The organism is Streptomyces sp. NPDC086023 (assembly GCF_044540325.1).
Taxonomy (GTDB): Bacteria; Actinomycetota; Actinomycetes; order Streptomycetales; family Streptomycetaceae; genus Streptomyces.
Map to the genome: position 1 here is coordinate 160,871 of NZ_JBITRX010000004.1, position 16,431 is coordinate 177,301.

Genomic DNA, 16,431 nt, shown 5'->3' on the forward strand with positions numbered 1-16,431 from the left:
CGGTCATGCATGCGATCACGATCCCCCAGCCCGGCGGCCCCGAGGCCCTGGTGTGGGCCGACGTACCCGATCCGGTGCCCGGCGAGGGCGAGGTCCTCGTGGAGGTCGCGGCCAGTGCCGTGAACCGGGCCGATCTGCTCCAGCGGCAGGGTTTCTACAACCCGCCGCCCGGAGCGTCCCCCTACCCCGGCCTCGAATGCGCGGGCCGGATCACGGCGTTGGGGCCCGGGGTGACCGGGTGGGCCGTGGGCGACGAGGTGTGCGCGCTGCTCAGCGGTGGCGGGTACGCGGAGCGGGTGGCGGTGCCGGCCGGGCAGCTGCTGCCGGTGCCGGAGGGCGTGGACCCGGTGACGGCCGCCGCGCTGCCGGAGGTGGCCTGCACGGTGTGGTCGAACCTGTTCATGGTGGCCCATGTGCGGCCGGGCGAGACGGTGCTGGTGCACGGCGGCGCGAGCGGGATCGGCACGATGGCGATCCAGCTCGCGAAGGCCGTGGGGGCCCGGGTGGCCGTGACGGCGGGCGGCAAGGAGAAGCTGGCCCGCTGCGCGGAGCTGGGTGCGGACATCCTGATCGACTACCGCGAGCAGGACTTCGTCGAGGAGCTGAAGGCCGCCACGGGTGGTGCCGGGGCGGACGTGATCCTGGACATCATCGGGGCGAAGTACCTGGCGCGGAACGTGGACGCGCTCGCCGTGAACGGCCGGCTGGTGATCATCGGCCTGCAGGGCGGCGTGAAGGCGGAGCTCAACCTGGGGGCGCTGCTGGCGAAGCGGGCCGCGGTCGCCGGTACGACGCTGCGGGCCCGCCCGCTGGAGGAGAAGGCGGCGATCGTCGCCGCCGTCCGCGAACACGTGTGGCCCCTGGTGGAGGCCGGCCGCGTCCGCCCGGTGGTCCACGAAACCTTCCCCCTCCGGGAGGCGTCCGCCGCCCACGCGGCCCTGGAGTCGGGCACGCCGGTGGGCAAACTCCTGCTGACCCGCTGACGGTCCCGTGCCGCGTGCGGCGTCCGTGCCGGTTCCTGCGGGGCTGGTCCCGCACACGCCGGCGAGGCTCTACTCGGCCTCGCCGGCGCAGCCGTGGCCTACAGAGAGCGCAGCAGGACCGTCGGGGACTCCACGCAGTCCGCGACGTACCTCAGGAAGCCGCCCGCGGTGCCGCCGTCGCAGACCCGGTGGTCGAACGTCAGCGACAGCTGGACGACCTGACGGACGGCCAGCTCTCCGCCGTGCACCCACGGCTTCGGGACGATCCGTCCCACGCCCAGCATCGCGGCCTCCGGGTGGTTGATGATCGGCGTGGAGCCGTCCACCCCGAAGACCCCGTAGTTGTTCAGCGTGAACGTGCCGCCCGTCAGGTCCGCCGGCGCCAGCTTCCCGCCGCGCGCCAGCTCCGTCAGGCGGGCGAACTCCGCCGACAGGCCCTCGGCGGTCATCCGGTCGGCACCCTTGACCACCGGCACGACCAGGCCCCGCTCGGTCTGGGCGGCGAAGCCCAGGTGGACCGAGGGCAGCCGGACGATCTCGTTCGACGCCAGGTCGACCGTGGAGTTCAGCTCCGGGAAGCGGGCGAGCGCGGCCGTGCAGATCCGGGCCAGCAGGGCCAGTACGGAGATCTTCGGGCCGCCGGCGGCGTTCATCGCGGCCCGTGCGGCCATCAGCTCCGTGGCGTCCGCGTCCACCCAGCAGGTGGCGTCCGGGATCTCCCGGCGGCTGCGGGACAGCTTGTCGGCGACCGCGCCGCGCAGCCCCTTGAGCGGGATCCGCTCCCCGGCCGCCGTCACCGGAGCCGGAGCGGTGGCAGCAGCAGCGGCAGGAGCAGCCGGAGCCGCGGCCGCGCGCAGCGCCGCCTCCACGTCGGACCGCAGGATCAGGCCCTCGGGCCCGCTGCCGGCGAGCCCGCGCAGGTCGATGCCGTTGTCCCTGGCCAGCTTGCGGACCAGCGGGGAGATCACCGGAACGGGACCGGCTGCGACCGCCACGGCGACCGGAGCCGGAGCCGCGGCCACCGGGGCCGGGGCCGGGGCCACCGGGGCCGGGGCCGGGGCAGCCGGAGCCGGGGCAGCCGGAGCCGCAGCCGGCACGGGCGTCGCGGGCGACCCCGCCGGCCGCACCCGGCGACGCCGCGCCGGCCGGGAGTGGTCCGTGCCGTAGCCGACCAGCACGTTCCCCGAACCCGAGGCCGCCTCCGGCTCCGCGCCGCCGCCCTCCGGCAGCGTGGCGGTGCCCACGGCGACCGTCAGCAGCGGTGCCCCGACGGGCAGTTCGGTGCCCTCCTCGCCGAAGCGGGCGGTCACCACGCCCCCGTAGGGGCACGGCACCTCGACCATCGCCTTGGCCGTCTCGACCTCGACCACCGGCTGGTCGATGGCGACGACGTCGCCCACCTGCACCAGCCAGCGCACGATCTCGGCCTCGGTGAGCCCCTCACCGAGGTCCGGCAGCTTGAACTCCAGTACCTGAGGCATCAGTTCTCCCACTGGAGACGGGCCACGGCGTCCAGGATCCGGTCGACGCCCGGCAGGTGGTGCTTCTCCAGCATCGGCGGCGGGTACGGGATGTCGAAGCCCGCAACGCGCAGCACCGGGGCCTCCAGGTGGTGGAAGCACCGCTCCGTGACGCGGGCGGCGATCTCGCCGCCGGGACCGCCGAAGCCGGTGGACTCGTGGACCACGACCGCGCGGCCGGTGCGGCGCACCGACGCGACCACCGTCTCCTCGTCGAAGGGGACCAGCGAGCGCAGGTCGACGACCTCCAGGTCCCAGCCCTCCTCCTTGGCGGCCTCGGCCGCCTCCAGGCAGGCCGGCAGGGAGGGCCCGTACGTGATCAGCGTGGCGCTCGTGCCGCGGCGGCGGACCACCGCGCGCCCGATCGGCTCGACCGCGGCCGGGGCCTCCGGCGACCAGTCGGACTTGGACCAGTAGAGCCGCTTCGGCTCCAGGAAGATCACCGGGTCGTCGCTGGCGATCGACGCGCGCAGCAGGCCGTACGCGTCCTCGACGGTCGCCGGGGTCACCACGTGCAGGCCGGGCGTGGCCATGTAGTACGCCTCGGAGGAGTCGCAGTGGTGCTCCACGCCGCCGATGCCGCCGCCGTAGGGCACGCGGATCGTGATCGGCAGCGGCATCGCGCCGCGCGTGCGGTTCCGCATCTTCGCGACGTGGCTGAAGAGCTGCTCGAAGGCGGGGTACGCGAAGGCGTCGAACTGCATCTCGACCACCGGCCGCAGCCCGTACATCGCCATGCCGACGGCCGTGCCGAGGATGCCCGCCTCGGCGAGCGGGGTGTCCGTGACCCGGTCCTCGCCGAACTCCTTGGCCAGCCCGTCGGTGATCCGGAAGACGCCGCCGAGCGTGCCGACGTCCTCGCCCATGACGTGGACGGTCGGGTCGTCGGCCAGCGAGTCGCGCAGCGCGCGGGTGAGGGCCTGCGCCATCGTGGCGGGCTTGCGCCCGGTGGCGGGCTGGGTGGCGGTGGTCATCACTCGCCCTCCGCTTCCAGTTCGGCACGGAGCATGGCCGCCTGCTCGCGCAGCTGGCTCGTCTGCTCCGCGTAGACGTGCGTGAAGAGGTCCATCGGGTCCAGCACCGGGTCGGCGTTCATCCGCTCGCGCAGGGCGGCGGCCATCGTCTCGGCCTCGTCCTTCGCCGCGCGCCTGAGGTCCTCGTCGAGGATGCCCCGCGCGGTCAGCTCGCGCTCCAGCAGCAGGATCGGGTCGTGTCCGCGCCAGGCCTCGACCTCGGCGTCACCGCGGTAGCGGGTGGCGTCGTCGGCGTTGGTGTGCGCCTCCATCCGGTACGTGACCGCCTCGATCAGGGTCGGGCCGCCGCCGGCCCGGGCCTTGCGCACCGCCTCGGCCAGCACCTCGTGGACGGCGGCCACGTCGTTCCCGTCGACCAGCCGGCCCGGCATCCCGTACCCGACGGCCTTGTGGGCCAGGGAGGGGGCGGCCGTCTGCTTGGCGAGCGGGACGGAGATGGCGAAACCGTTGTTCTGGACCAGGAAGACCACCGGCGCCTGCCAGACGGCGGCGAAGTTCAGGGCCTCGTGGAAGTCGCCCTCGCTGGTGCCGCCGTCGCCGACCATCGCCAGCGCCACCACGTCGTCGCCCTTGAGGCGGGCGGCGTGGGCCAGGCCCACGGCGTGCGGCAGCTGGGTGGCGAGCGGGGTGCTCAGGGGGGCGATCCGGTGCTCGTGGGGGTCGTAACCCGTGTGCCAGTCGCCGCGCAGCAGCGTCAGCGCCTGGACGGGGTCGAGACCGCGCGCCACGGCCGCCAGGGTGTCCCGGTAGCTGGGGAACAGCCAGTCGCGCTCTTCCAGCACCATCGCCGCGGCGATCTCGCACGCCTCCTGGCCGACGGTGGAGGGGTACACGGCGAGCCGGCCCTGCTTGGTGAGGGCGGTGGCCTGGGCGTTGTAGCGCCGGCCGCGCACCAGCTCGGCGTAGGCCCGGCGCATCAGCTCCGGGTCGAGACGGTCCGCCGCCGGGGTGCCGAGCACGCGGTACGGCTCGGCGTCCGGCAGCAGCGGCGCCGCGTCGGTACGGGGCCGCCAGGCGGGCGGCGGGGTGGGGCGGTAGTCCGCACCGGGCAGCTCTTGCACCGTCATGGCGCGAGCACCTCCTCGTGGGAAGCGGGCTGGGTCCTTCCCGGCGGTGGCCGGGACGCGGGCAGCCCCGGGTGTGAGGTGCCTCACCTACCGATTGTTCGGTCGTGGGCGCATTTTGGCTACAGGCCGCATGAGGCTGTGGACAAAAGGACATCCAGACCCTGGGATGTATGCAGGACGTCCAGGACAGGGAGGCCGAAGGCGATGGCGGATGAACAAATGGCCGAGGCGGCGACGGAGGCACCCGACGCCCCCCTCGCCGTGCCGGGCCCCGCGGCCCCGGCTCCCGCGGCGCCGCCCCGCCCGCTGGACGCGATCGACCGTGCGATCCTCCAGATCCTCAAGACCGACGGCCGGGCCTCGATACGCTCCGTCGCCGAGCGGGTCCACGTCTCGCGCGCCAACGCCTACGCCCGGATCAACCGCCTGATCGACGACGGCGTGATCCGCGGGTTCTCGGCCAGGATCAACCACGAGCGGGCGGGCCACGGCGCCTCCGCCTACATCACCCTGCGGATCGTGCAGAACTCCTGGCGGACCGTGCGGGAGCAGCTGGAGGCACTGCCGGGCGCCGCCCACATCGCCCTGGTCAGCGGGGACTTCGACGTCCTGCTGCTGGTGCACACGCCGGACAACCGGACGCTGCGGGAGCTGGTGCTGACCCGGCTGCAGGCCATCCCGGAGGTGCTGTCGACGCGGACGCTGCTGGTCTTCGAGGAGACCGACCTCGACGCGTCGACGGAGGCGCCCTGAGCCGTTCCCCCTCCGGGGCGCCTGGACCCCGTGGGAAACGGCCTAGCCGGCGGCCGTGACGACCGTGATCAGGGTGACCGCGGCCATCGCGGCCTGCATGTCACGGAGGGCGGAGCGGACGCTCTCGGCCGCCCATTGCCCCGTGGCGACCTCCTCCATCCGCGACGCGATCTGCCGGGCGGGGCCCTCGGGGAAGGCCAGACGGTGCAGCTTGGTCGCATGGATCAGGCCGATGAGGCCGGCGGTCCGGGTGTCCGGCTCGGCGCCGGCCAGCACCACGCCCCGCAGCCGGTCCCGCAGTTCCCGTTCCACCACGCCGACCGCCTCGGGGTAGCGACGGATCGGGAACATTCCGAGCGCCATGCGCCTCTCCTCCACCACCACGCCGCGCGCACACAGGCGTTCAAGGGTGGCGGACACGGCCTTGGCCTGGTCCTTCGTCAGCCAGTCCGTCACCCGGCGCCTGCCCCGGGCCCCCAGCCAGCGCGCGATCAGCGCCGTCCTGCCGTCGAGCAGCGGGTCTCCGGTCGGGGTCGCATCCACCAGTTCCAGGTGCTTGCCCCGGACCGCGACCCTGCCGGCCAGCACCAGTTCGAGCAGGATCCCACCCGCCACCGCCCAGCCGGCGGCCTGCCGCTGCTTCGCCGATCCGGACTCGTCGTCCAGGGAGAGCAGCATGATCTCCTCGGCCAGTGTGACCGCCATGGTCAGTACCCCCGTGCATCCAAATGATCACTGTCTTGCCTGGTCGGACGCCACGCGTCCCGAGGAGGTTCCTGCGCGGCCCCCGCAGCCGGATGCCCGTCTCGAAACACTCGGCCGCCCGGCCGGTCCGCGGGGCACGGCTCAGGCCGTGGTCGGGGGCCCCTGGGCCGTGGGCGAGGGCCCCTGGGCCGTGGGCGGGGTTCCCCAGCCGTCCTCGCGCACCCGCGCCGCGAGGTCGATCTTGGTGTAGGCGGGGCGCCCTGCCCGCTGGTACTTCTCCTTCACCTGGTCCAGGTAGTACTTCGCCGTGTTCGGGCTGATCCGGGCCCGGCGTGCGGTGGCCTTGAGGGTCAGCCCCGAGGCGTAGTCGAGCAGCACCTGGAGCTCGCGCGGGGCCAGCCGGGGCCGGTCGGGGGTGCTGTCGTGGGCCCAGGCGAAGGCCAGCTCCGGGGAGTGCGCCGTGCCGCCGGCCGCGACCGCCCCGACCGCCTCCGCCAGCACCTCCAGGGAGTGGTCCTTGGTGAGGTAGCCGTCGGCACCGGCGGCCACCGTCGCGACGATCCGCTCCCGGTCGGCCACCGTGCTGATCACCAGCACCCGGCAGCCCGCCGCGCGCAGCCGCCGGACGTTGTCCTCCGGCGCCGAACCGTCCCGCAGCACCAGGTCCAGCAGGACCACCTCGGCCGCGGCCCCGCCGGCCGCCAGCAGGGCGTCCACGGTGGCCTCGGCGGCCAGCAGCCGCAGCAGCGGGGCGGCGGGGCCCGTACCCGGCCCGGCGGCGGCCGTACGCGCCGCCCCGGCGCCCGCACCGGCGCCGTCGGCCCCTGACTCCGCGTCCCCGGCCCCCGGCTCCGCGTCCGCGGCCCGTACGTCCGCCCGCCCCAGCCACGAGGCCAGCCCGTCCCGCAGCATCCGGTCGTCGTCCACGACCGCGACCCGGACGACCCGCCGCCCGCCCCCGGGGGCGCCGCCGGTCATGCCGGCCACCGGAGCTCGACCCGGGTGCCCTCGTCCGGGGCGCTGTCCACCTCGGCCCGGCCCCCGATGCCGGCCAGCCGCTGGTGGACGGACCGGCGCAGCCCGGTACCGCCGCCCGGCGGCCGCCCTGGGTCGAAGCCGGCCCCCCGGTCCACCACCGTGACCACCGCGCCCCGGCCGGTCCCCGCGGCGGTCAGCCAGGCGCGCCCGGTGCCGGCGTGGCACAGGACGTTGTTCAGGGCCTCGGACACCGCCGCGGCCAGCGCCACCGCCACCGGCCGGGGCACGCCGGGGAGCGCCGCGTACTGGGCCGTGATCCGCAGCCCCAGGCACTCGGCGCCCCGTACCGCCTCCTCCAGCGCCGCACCCAGCGGCACCTCCGCGAACGGCTCCGCCCGGCCGTGCTCCCGGCAGCCGCCGCCCTCCGTACAGCCGTCCTCCGTGTGGCCCGGCTCGTCCTCGCGCTGGATCAGCCGCCGCAGGTACGCCGCCTCACGGCCGCACCGCTCGCGGACCTCCGGCGCGTTCGCGTCCACCCGGCCCGCGGCGATCGCGGTCAGGGTGGCCAGCACCGTGTCGTGCAGGGCGCGGTGGTGGGCCATCCGCTCCGCCTGCCGGGCGCGCCGGGCCTCGGCCCGTACCGCCTGCTCGGTGGCCCGGTCCAGCAGGGTGCCCTGCCGCGTCAGGTACCACCAGAAGACCCGCGCCATCACGGCCGAGGAGACCACGGAGCTGAGGTGGCCGAAGAGCGCGCCGGTGGCCTGCCCCTGGGCCGCCACGAGCGGCGCGGCCAGCAGCACCGCCACCGCGCCGACCACCGACCGCAGCCCCAGCCCGGCCCCCGCGGCAGCAGCGGCGGACCCGCCGAGCAGCACCAGCCAGGGGTTGGCCAGCACCGTCCCGAGCCCGAGCGCGTACGAGGCCCCCACGGGCAGCGCGAAGCCGGTGACCAGCACGTCCGCCCAGACCCAGCCCGGCGCGAACCAGCCGCGGCGGTACGCCGTCCCGAACAGCAGGGCACTGGCGGCGAGGGCGGTGCCGAGCAGGACCCGGCAGGCCGCACCCTCCACGGTGCCCCGCACCACGGCTCCCAGCGCGACGACGAGGTGGCTGAGCCGGTAGAGACCGGTCGCCAGCAGGACGAACCGCTGCGCGCGCTGGAGCCCCGAGCCGCCGACCCTCACCACAGCCTCCGCCGCGAACACACCCCCCAGAAAGGGCGGGTACCCGTGGGCCAGTGGATCTCGCTAGGTTCACAACCGTCAAGAACGTCCCCAGACAGACCTTTTCAGTCGTTTCCAGTCACCGGGGGACGTCGAGCCACCCGCAGTTCCAGGGGGTTCTGTGGGGTCACCGGCCGAAGGGTCTCGGGGGAGCCCCGTGTCCTCCCCTCCGGATCTCCCCCGATTCCGGAGGGAAGGGCCTAGCCGGTGGTGCGGAGGCCGTCGAAGGCGAGTCCTGCGACGGCCTCCGCGACGCGTTCCGCCTCCACGCCCGCGCTGGTCTCCGGGTGCGGGCGGTACCACTCGACCAGCGAGTTGACCATGCCGAAGAGCAGCCGGGTCGCGAGCCTGATGTCCACGTCGGCCCGCAGGTCGCCCTCGGCCTGGGCGGCCTTGAGCAGGTCGGCGACCTGGTGGTCGAACTCGCGGCGCCGCTCCAGGGCCCACCGCTCCGTCCGCGTGTTGCCCCGGACGCGCAGCAGCAGGGTCACGTACGGGAGCTCCGCGACCAGCACCTCGACGGTGCGGCGCGTGACGTACTCGACCCGCTCGATGGCCCGCCCGCGGGTGGCGCCGGGCTCTTCGAGGATGCCGAAGAGCCCGTCGAGCGCCCGGCTGACGGCCCGGCGCAGCAGCTCCTCCTTGCCCGCGACGTGGTGGTAGATCGAGGACTTGGAGATGCCGGCCGCCTTGGAGAGGTGCTCCATGGAAGTGCCGTCGTAGCCGCGCTCGTTGAAGACCCGCACCGCGACCGAGAGCAGCGTCTCGGGGGTGTACGTGTCCCTCCTGGCGGTGGTCACGGGGCGCTCACCCCGTCCGCGTCGTCGGGGGCGTCCTCGTCCGCGGACCCGGCGGCGTCCGCGGGCCCGGCCTCGTCCCCGGGCCCCGCCGCGTACGACTTGCGGAAGAGGGCGAGCGAGGGCGCGTACCGGCCGCCCGGGCAGCGTCCGTCGAGGTTCTCCAGCAGCTCGTACGCCCAGTCCTGGCCCACCCGCTCGTGCCACTGCCCGGGGCCCAGCGGGTAGTTCACGCCGAGCCGCATCGCGGTGTCGATGTCCTCCTCGCTCGCCGCGCCCTTGGCCACGGCGTCGGCGGCCAGGTCGATCAGCATCGCGACGGTGCGGGCCACGATCATGCCCGGGACGTCGCCGATCACGCTGACCTGCTTGCCGAGCCGCTGGAAGAGGCCGACCGCCTCGGCCAGGGTCTGCGGGGAGGTGTCCTCGGAGGCCGCGAGGGCGATCCGGGTCGCGCCGCGGTAGTCGAGGGCCAGGTCGAAGTAGACGACGTCGGCGAACTCGACCGAGGTCTTGCCGTCGGTCAGGACCAGCTGGCCCTCGCCGGGCAGCTGGATGTACGGCCCGCCGGCCTCGACGGCCTCGACGGTGATCCCGGCCTCCTCGATGAGGTCGACCAGCCCGGCGGCCGGACCGAGGTCGCCCACGACGGTGACGTACTCCGGGGCCTCCTCGGGACCCGCGGTGTGCGGGGCGGGGACGGCGTCGTCGCCGCCCTCGTACGCGAACCAGCCCTGCCCGGACTTGCGGCCGAGCCGGCCCGACTGGACCAGGCGGCGCTGCGCGAGGGAGGGCAGGAACTTGGGGCTGCGGAAGAACGACTCCCAGACGGAGCGGGTGACCGCCTCGTTCACGTCCTGGCCGATCAGGTCGGTCAGCTCGAACGGGCCCATCCTGAAGCCGCCGCTCTCGCGGAGCACGGCGTCGATGGTGGCCGGGTCGGCGCCCTGCTCCTCGTACACCGCGAAGGCCTCGGCGTAGAAGGGGCGGGCGATCCGGTTGACGATGAAGCCGGGGGTGTCGGCGCAGCGGACCGGGGTCTTCCCCCAGGCCAGGGCGGTACCGAAGGCGCGCTCGGCGGCCTCGGGGTCGGTCGCGTACCCGCTGACCACCTCCACGAGCGGGAGGAGGGGTGCCGGGTTGAAGAAGTGGAGTCCGACCAGGCGGCCCGCGTGCTTGAGGGGGGCCGCGAGTTCGGTGACGGAGAGGGAGGAGGTGTTGGTGGCGAGCAGGCAGTCGGGCGCGACCACCGCCTCCAGGGCGGTGAAGAGCCGCTGCTTGGCCGCCACGTCCTCCAGGATCGCCTCGACGACCAGGGCGCAGTCGGCCAGCTCGGACAGCTCGCGCGCGGCACCGATCCGGCCGATCGCCGCGTCGGCGGCGGCCCGGTCCAGGCGGCCCTTGGCGACCAGCCGCTCGACCCGGCCGGTGACGGCCGTGACGGCCGCGTCGGCGCGCTCGGGCACGGCGTCGTGGAGCAGCACGGGGTGACCCGCGAGGAGGGCGACCTGGGCGATGCCCTGGCCCATCGTGCCGGTGCCGACGACCGCCACCGTGCGGGACCGCTCGATTCCTGTCATGACCCCGATCCTCCCGCATGCGTTGTCCACAACCCGACCCCGGGCCCTCTTGTCCCGACCGATCGTTCGGTTACTCTACTTCCAGTCTGCTCTTCTCCACCCGCCTCTGCGCGATCTCCACCCGATCCAGCCCGGCTCAACGAGGAGTTGGTCCCTGATGTCCGCCGCGCTCTCCGTCTCCACGCTCTCCGAGAAGCACCGGCCCACCCTCGACCAGGCGCTGGAGGCCATCCGCAGCCGCGCGTACTGGTCCCCGCACCCCGAGCACCCCAAGGCGTACGGCGAGACCGCGCCGGCCGACGGCCAGGCCGCCTTCGAGGCCCTCCGCGGCACCCGCTTCGACCTGGGCCAGCCCGGCACCGACGACTGGACGGGCAGCGAGGTCTCCCCGTACGGCATCGAGCTGGGCGTCGAGTACCCGCACGTCGACGCGGACGTGCTGCTGCCCGCCATGAAGGCGGGGATGGCCGCCTGGCGCGACGCCGGCCCCGAGGCCCGTGCGCTGGTCTGCATCGAGATCCTGTCGCGCATCGGCGCCCGCACCCACGAGTTCGCGCACGCGGTGATGCACACCAGCGGGCAGGCGTTCATGATGGCGTTCCAGGCGGGCGGCCCGCACGCGCAGGACCGCGGCCTGGAGGCCGTGGCGTACGCGTACGCGGAGCAGGTCCGGGTGCCCGGCCAGGCCGACTGGTCCAAGCCCCAGGGCAAGCGCGACCCCCTGAAGCTGGACAAGCGCTTCGTCGCCGCCCCGCGCGGCATCGCGCTGATGATCGGCTGCAACACCTTCCCGACGTGGAACGGCTACCCCGGCCTGTTCGCCTCCCTCGCCACCGGCAACCCGGTGCTGGTCAAGCCGCACCCGCGCGCCGTACTGCCGCTGGCGCTGACGGTGCAGGTCGCCCGCAAGGTGCTGGCCGAGGCCGGCTTCGACCCGAACCTGGTCGCCCTGGCCGTCGAGCGTCCGGGCGAGGGCATCGCCAAGGACCTGGCCACCCGCCCCGAGGTCAAGATCATCGACTACACGGGCTCGACCTCCTTCGGCGACTGGCTGGAGGCCAACGCGCGACAGGCCCAGGTCTACACGGAGAAGGCCGGCGTCAACACGGTCGTCATCGACTCGACCGACGACTACAAGGGCATGCTGTCCAACCTGGCCTTCTCGCTGTCCCTGTACAGCGGCCAGATGTGCACCACCCCGCAGAACCTGCTGATCCCCCGCGACGGCATCGCCACCGACGCCGGCCACAAGTCGTACGACGAGGTCGTCACCGACCTCGCCGGCGCGGTGAACGGCCTGCTGGGCGACGACGCCCGGGCCAACGCCCTGCTGGGCGCCCTGGTCAACCCGGACGTCAAGGCCCGCCTGGAGGCGGCGGCCGGACTCGGCGAGGTCGCGCTGGCCTCCCGCGAGGTGGCCAACCCCGAGTTCCCGGACGCGGTGGTCCGTACGCCGGTCATGGTCAAGCTCGACGCCGCCAAGCCGGACGACTCCGCCGCATACATGTCCGAGTGCTTCGGCCCCGTCTCCTTCGCGGTGGCGGTCGACTCCACGGCGGACGCGCTGGAGCTGCTGCGCCGCACGGTCCGCGAGCAGGGCGCGATGACGGTCGGCGCGTACACCACCGACGACGCCACCGAGCGCGCCCTCGAAGAGGTCTGTCTGGACGAGTCCGCGCAGCTCTCGCTGAACCTCACCGGCGGGGTGTACGTCAACCAGACGGCCGCCTTCTCCGACTTCCACGGCTCGGGCGGCAACCCGGCGGCCAACGCCGCGCTGTGCGACGGCGCCTTCGTCGCCAACCGCTTCCGCATGGTGGAGGTCCGCCGCCAGGCCTAGCCAGGCCTGGGCCGTCAGTGCTGTTCCACCGGGGCGGGCCCGCCCCAGTGAAACAGCGCCATGGCCACGCTGGTGGCCAGGTTGTAGCTGGAGACCTGCGGGCGCATCGGCAGCGACACCAGGTGGTCGGCACGCTCGCGCAGCTCGGGCGAGATGCCGTGCCGCTCGGAGCCGAAGGCCAGCAGGGCGTTGTCCGGGAGGGTGAGGGCGCGGATGTCCTCGCCCTCCGGGTCCAGCGCGTAGAGGGGGCCGGGCGGCAGCGTGCCGACCGTCAGCCGCTCCACGGCGGTGGCGTAGTGCAGGCCGGCCCCGGCCCGTACGACGTTCGGGTGCCACGGGTCCAGGTCCCCGGTGGTCACCACCCCGGTGGCCCCGAAGCCGGCGGCCAGGCGCACCACGGCACCGACGTTGCCGAGGTTGCGCGGGTTGTCGAGCACGACGACAGGCGCGGGGCGCGCGGGGTCGGCGAGGGCGGCCATGTGGGCCTCCCGGGCGGGACGTACGGCGAGGGCGGCCACGCCCGTGGGGTGCACCCGCAGCAGCAGCTCGTGCAGCACCTGGGTGGGCAGCTCGCGCAGCAGCCCGTCGAGGGCGGTCACGACGTCGGGCGCCAGCGCGTCCGCCAGCCGCAGCACGGCGGCCTTGTCGTCGCTGAGCGCGATCCGCACGTCGGCCCCGAACCGCAGCGCGTGCTTGATCGCATGGAACCCGTCGAGCAGCACCCCGCCGTCCCCGGCCCCCCGCCACTCGACCACGGCCTCGGCCACCCCGGCCCCATCCCCCGCGGCACGCGCCCCCGCCGGTCCCCCCTCGCCATCGCCCGCGCCCGGCCCCGCCGGCGCCCGCTCACTCCCACGCGCGCCCGCGCCCCGAGCCACCTGGGCCCTGTCGCCCCCACGCGTGCCCGCGCCCTGCCCAGCCGGAGCACCGTCGCGCGCCTTCTGGGCGGGCCCGGTCGCGTCCCGGCCGCCCGCGTCGCCACTCGGCGCGGTCTGCCCTCCGGGGCCCGGTGCCCCACTCTCGTCCGGCCGTACCGCCCCGCTGCGCTCGCTCATGCTCCCAGCCTATGCAGCCGCCAGCCCCTGTCCCACGCCGCGCGACCCGGCTCCCGGCACCGTGCCCGAACGCAGTACCGCCGCCACCGTCCGGCCCACGTCCGGCGCCGGCGCATGCCGCCCAAACCGGGATAACGGCGCCGGTGCCACCGCTGCGCGGAGCCTGCCCCTCCCCGCCCTTCTCCCGTTCACCGGGACCAGCCCCGGCCCCCGCGCCTCAAACGCCGGCGAGGCTGGATTTCGCTGCCCGAACCGCAGCCCCCGCCGGCACACCCCGCACCACAGACACACCCACCGCCACCGGCACTTCCCAGCCCCTCCGGCGTTTGAGGAGCTGGGGGCACCCCCAGCGGTAGCTGGGGGAGGAACGGAGGAAGGGCGGGTAGAGGACAGCCCCGCAGGGCAACGACCCGCACCCGGCACGGGACCGGCCCCGGCACCGCCACCGCACCCCGCCGACGCGAACCAGCACGGGCACAGGCACGGGCACAGTCGCAGACCGGCTCAGGCACCGGCCCACACCCGCACAGGGCAGTACCGCCACGGATCGGCGCCCGGACGGCACAGGACCGGCACCGGCACGGCACCGGCACGGGGCCGGAGTCAGCGCAGCGTGTCCGGCGCAGCCACCGGCACCGCCGCAGGCGCCCCGGCATCCCCCCCGGCCCCCGGCAACGGACCCGCCCCCGGAGAAGCCCCGGCAGGGCGCGGCCCCGGCACGACCCCATCCCCCGGCACCGCCGAAGCCCGGCGCAACCGGAGCCGGCCGCCGAGGCCACCCACCCACACCAGAAAGGCCGTCGGCAGGAACACCGCGTCGGCGGCGATCATCGCCAGCGAGAAGAACGGCAGCCCCAGCACCACCGCGATCCCCGCGTGCTCCAGCATCATCACGGCCAGCAGCACGTTCTTCACCCGCCGGTTGAACAGCGTGAACGGGAACGCGACCTGCACCGCCACCGTCCCGTAGGACAGCAGCAGCACGATCACCCCGCTCGCCCCGAGCAGCTCCGACAGCGCGGGCCACGGCGAGAAGTAGTCCAGGTTCAGCGGGTAGTAGAGGGCGGTGCCGTCCTGCCACCGCGAGCCCTGGATCTTGTACCAGCCGGCGGTCGCGTAGATCAGGCACACCTCGGCCATGATCACCAGCATCCCCGCGTTGTGGATGACGTTCGCCACCACGTCCAGCAGCGCCCGCCCCTCCCCCCGCGGGTCGTACCGCTCGGCGAGCCACCACACGCCCTGGGCCGTCCACAGCACGGCGAACACGCCGAGCCAGCCGACACCCAGCCTCCCGGTCCCGCCGGCGGCCATCAGCACGGCCCCCAGCAGCACCCACAGCACCGGCCCCGCACCAGCACCCGCAGCACCAGCACCAGCACCAGCACCAGCACCAGCAGAGCCCGCACCACCCGCACGCCCCCGCCGCGCGTCCAGCGACCACACCTGCGCGCACCGCGTCAGCACGAGGTACATCGCCATCAGGTGGATGACGTTGTCACCGCCGTCGCCCATGAACACGCTGCGGTTCTGCAGGGACAGCACCCCGACCAGGAACAGCGCCGACGCCGCCCTCGTGTGCCACCCCAGCAGCAGCATCACGGAGGCGGCCACGGCGAGCGCGTACACGGCCTCGAACCACACCACGCCGTCCGACCACAGCAGCACGGTGAAGGCGTCGTTGCCCGCCACCAGCCGCTCCGCGAGGTCGAAGCTCCAGGGCCCCCCGGGGCCGTACAGCTCGCGCCGGTTCGGGAACTCCCGCAGCAGGAAGAGCAGCCAGGTCGCGGAGAAGCCGATCCGGATGACCGCGCTCTGGTACGGACCCAGGGCGCGCCCGGTGGCCTTTCCCAGGGCCCGGGCGGCGGCAGCGGTCAGGCGGTCGGCGGCAGGGGCGCTCACGGTGCGGTCTCCTCGCGCTGGGCTCCGGCCGCGGTGGCGGGGAGGTCGGCCGCGGTCACGTTCCACCAGGGCAGTTCCCGGTAGTAGACCTGGGTGTCGGTCTTCTCGTCGCTGTACGGGGGCGCGGCGACCGCCCGCGTCGCGGAGCGCAGCTGCACCCGCTCGACGACCCCGGCGGGCCGGCGCTCGTGCAGCCGCTGCATCGCGATCCGGCGCAGGTAGGCCTCGGAGAGGCGGCCGCGCTCGCCGTTGGCGCGGTTCTGGTCGTCGTGCGAGCCGGTGAAGAAGTCCCAGGCGCGTCGCAGTTCGTTCTGGTGGACGTGGCTGGGCAGCGGGTTGTGGCGTATCTCCGCGCCGTCCTCGGCGGACAGGTCGCGCCAGCCGGTGGTGACCCGCTCGCCGCTCGGGGTGCGCAGTTCGGCGCGGACCTGGACGGCGATGTTCTGCTGGAGGGGGTTGGGGGCGAACAGCTTCCAGTTCTGCTCGAACTCGGGGTAGATCCACTCGTCGACGGCCTCGGCGTGCTTCCTGCTGACCGTGTTGGCCGGTGCGACGTGCAGGAAGACCATCGCCAGGTGCCAGCAGGCGGTCACCACGACCGCGCCCAGGGCCAGCGCGGCCAGCGACCGGTACGGCAGGGACAGCCCGGCGATCCCGGGCGCGCGCACGGCCTCGGGCCCCGCTACGCCGCGGAGCCCGCCCGGCACCTCACCACGAGCCCCACCGGACTCACCCACCACCTCGCCAGCAGCCCGTTCGGCCTCATCCGGCACCTCGCCAGCAGCCCCGTCGGCCTCACCGGTCTCAGAAACCTCGGCCGGCACCTCCGCCCCCGGCACCTCCGCCCCCAGCGCCTCCGCCGCCCCGGCGGCCGTCACGACGGGCCCGGACTGCCCCGCCGGGGCACCGCGGCCCCCGCCCTCGTTCGCATCCATCCCGCCCCGCTCCTCGGCCGTCCACAGGGGTCAGCGACACCGGTGCGCGGCAGTCCGCG

14 protein-coding genes are annotated in these 16,431 nt (G+C 74.6%); 3 read left to right on the forward strand and 11 right to left on the reverse strand.

Annotated elements, in window-relative coordinates:
* Positions 1-5 precede the first annotated feature (5 nt).
* Complete coding sequence (locus ACIF6F_RS10145) at positions 6-983, forward strand: NAD(P)H-quinone oxidoreductase (RefSeq protein WP_399943884.1); 978 nt, start codon at positions 6-8, stop codon at positions 981-983.
* Positions 984-1,081: 98 nt separating this feature from the next.
* Here ACIF6F_RS10145 and ACIF6F_RS10150 read toward each other — a convergent pair whose 3' ends face one another.
* From ACIF6F_RS10150 to pdhA, 3 genes are read right to left on the reverse strand one after another with little or no spacing between them, the layout of a single operon-like run.
* Complete coding sequence (locus ACIF6F_RS10150) at positions 1,082-2,464, reverse strand: dihydrolipoamide acetyltransferase family protein (RefSeq protein WP_399943887.1); 1,383 nt, start codon at positions 2,462-2,464, stop codon at positions 1,082-1,084.
* Entirely contained in the window at positions 2,464-3,477 is a 1,014-nt protein-coding gene (locus ACIF6F_RS10155) for an alpha-ketoacid dehydrogenase subunit beta (RefSeq protein ID WP_399943890.1), read from the reverse strand. Before ACIF6F_RS10155 ends, ACIF6F_RS10150 begins: the two co-directional genes overlap by 1 nt.
* Positions 3,477-4,604 carry a pyruvate dehydrogenase (acetyl-transferring) E1 component subunit alpha gene (gene pdhA / locus ACIF6F_RS10160; protein ID WP_399943893.1) on the reverse strand — a complete coding sequence of 376 codons (1,128 nt, stop codon included), beginning with the start codon at positions 4,602-4,604 and terminating at the stop codon, positions 3,477-3,479. The genes ACIF6F_RS10155 and pdhA overlap by 1 nt, the downstream gene beginning before the upstream one ends.
* A gap of 204 nt (positions 4,605-4,808) precedes the next feature.
* Here pdhA and ACIF6F_RS10165 point away from each other — a divergent pair, with 204 nt between their 5' ends.
* The gene (locus ACIF6F_RS10165; RefSeq protein WP_399943896.1) at positions 4,809-5,357 is read left to right on the forward strand and encodes an Lrp/AsnC family transcriptional regulator; all 549 of its coding nucleotides are present in this window, start codon (positions 4,809-4,811) and stop codon (positions 5,355-5,357) included.
* Between the two features lie 42 nt (positions 5,358-5,399).
* Here ACIF6F_RS10165 and ACIF6F_RS10170 read toward each other — a convergent pair whose 3' ends face one another.
* From ACIF6F_RS10170 to ACIF6F_RS10190, 5 genes are all read right to left on the reverse strand, one after another.
* The gene (locus ACIF6F_RS10170) at positions 5,400-6,062 is read right to left on the reverse strand and encodes a GPP34 family phosphoprotein (protein ID WP_399943898.1); all 663 of its coding nucleotides are present in this window, start codon (positions 6,060-6,062) and stop codon (positions 5,400-5,402) included.
* 141 nt (positions 6,063-6,203) lie between these two features.
* Complete coding sequence (locus ACIF6F_RS10175) at positions 6,204-7,040, reverse strand: LuxR C-terminal-related transcriptional regulator (protein ID WP_399943900.1); 837 nt, start codon at positions 7,038-7,040, stop codon at positions 6,204-6,206.
* On the reverse strand, positions 7,037-8,224 hold the full coding sequence (locus ACIF6F_RS10180; RefSeq protein WP_399943902.1) for an ATP-binding protein: 1,188 nt from the start codon (positions 8,222-8,224) through the stop codon (positions 7,037-7,039). Before ACIF6F_RS10180 ends, ACIF6F_RS10175 begins: the two co-directional genes overlap by 4 nt.
* Before the next feature lie 239 nt (positions 8,225-8,463).
* On the reverse strand, positions 8,464-9,063 hold the full coding sequence (locus ACIF6F_RS10185; protein ID WP_399943905.1) for a TetR/AcrR family transcriptional regulator: 600 nt from the start codon (positions 9,061-9,063) through the stop codon (positions 8,464-8,466).
* Positions 9,060-10,640 (reverse strand): 3-hydroxyacyl-CoA dehydrogenase, encoded by a 1,581-nt coding sequence (locus ACIF6F_RS10190; RefSeq protein WP_399943908.1) that lies wholly within the window; start codon positions 10,638-10,640, stop codon positions 9,060-9,062. The genes ACIF6F_RS10185 and ACIF6F_RS10190 overlap by 4 nt, the downstream gene beginning before the upstream one ends.
* Before the next feature lie 157 nt (positions 10,641-10,797).
* On the opposite strand from ACIF6F_RS10190, the gene paaN reads away from it, so the two are divergent.
* Complete coding sequence (gene paaN / locus ACIF6F_RS10195; protein ID WP_399943911.1) at positions 10,798-12,480, forward strand: phenylacetic acid degradation protein PaaN; 1,683 nt, start codon at positions 10,798-10,800, stop codon at positions 12,478-12,480.
* 14 nt (positions 12,481-12,494) lie between these two features.
* Here the strand turns inward: paaN and ACIF6F_RS10200 are convergent, their stop codons facing one another.
* From ACIF6F_RS10200 to ACIF6F_RS10210, 3 genes are all read right to left on the reverse strand, one after another.
* Positions 12,495-13,247, reverse strand: coding sequence for a TrmH family RNA methyltransferase (locus ACIF6F_RS10200; RefSeq protein WP_399943913.1), 753 nt, complete (start codon positions 13,245-13,247; stop codon positions 12,495-12,497).
* An 891-nt stretch (positions 13,248-14,138) separates the two neighbouring features.
* The gene (locus ACIF6F_RS10205; protein ID WP_399943916.1) at positions 14,139-15,437 is read right to left on the reverse strand and encodes an HTTM domain-containing protein; all 1,299 of its coding nucleotides are present in this window, start codon (positions 15,435-15,437) and stop codon (positions 14,139-14,141) included.
* Positions 15,434-16,372 (reverse strand): DUF5819 family protein, encoded by a 939-nt coding sequence (locus ACIF6F_RS10210; RefSeq protein ID WP_399943919.1) that lies wholly within the window; start codon positions 16,370-16,372, stop codon positions 15,434-15,436. Before ACIF6F_RS10210 ends, ACIF6F_RS10205 begins: the two co-directional genes overlap by 4 nt.
* Positions 16,373-16,431: the final 59 nt, after the last annotated feature.

What these genes read in the sequence shown, in the direction of transcription:
- ACIF6F_RS10145 (WP_399943884.1), top strand. Translation starts at nt 6, where the DNA reads ATGCATGCGATCACGATCCCCCAGCCCGGCGGCCCCGAGGCCCTGGTG.
- ACIF6F_RS10150 (WP_399943887.1), bottom strand. Translation starts at nt 2,464, where the DNA reads ATGCCTCAGGTACTGGAGTTCAAGCTGCCGGACCTCGGTGAGGGGCTC.
- ACIF6F_RS10155 (WP_399943890.1), bottom strand. Translation starts at nt 3,477, where the DNA reads ATGACCACCGCCACCCAGCCCGCCACCGGGCGCAAGCCCGCCACGATG.
- pdhA (WP_399943893.1), bottom strand. Translation starts at nt 4,604, where the DNA reads ATGACGGTGCAAGAGCTGCCCGGTGCGGACTACCGCCCCACCCCGCCG.
- ACIF6F_RS10165 (WP_399943896.1), top strand. Translation starts at nt 4,809, where the DNA reads ATGGCGGATGAACAAATGGCCGAGGCGGCGACGGAGGCACCCGACGCC.
- ACIF6F_RS10170 (WP_399943898.1), bottom strand. Translation starts at nt 6,062, where the DNA reads ATGGCGGTCACACTGGCCGAGGAGATCATGCTGCTCTCCCTGGACGAC.
- ACIF6F_RS10175 (WP_399943900.1), bottom strand. Translation starts at nt 7,040, where the DNA reads ATGACCGGCGGCGCCCCCGGGGGCGGGCGGCGGGTCGTCCGGGTCGCG.
- ACIF6F_RS10190 (WP_399943908.1), bottom strand. Translation starts at nt 10,640, where the DNA reads ATGACAGGAATCGAGCGGTCCCGCACGGTGGCGGTCGTCGGCACCGGC.
- paaN (WP_399943911.1), top strand. Translation starts at nt 10,798, where the DNA reads ATGTCCGCCGCGCTCTCCGTCTCCACGCTCTCCGAGAAGCACCGGCCC.
- ACIF6F_RS10210 (WP_399943919.1), bottom strand. Translation starts at nt 16,372, where the DNA reads ATGGATGCGAACGAGGGCGGGGGCCGCGGTGCCCCGGCGGGGCAGTCC.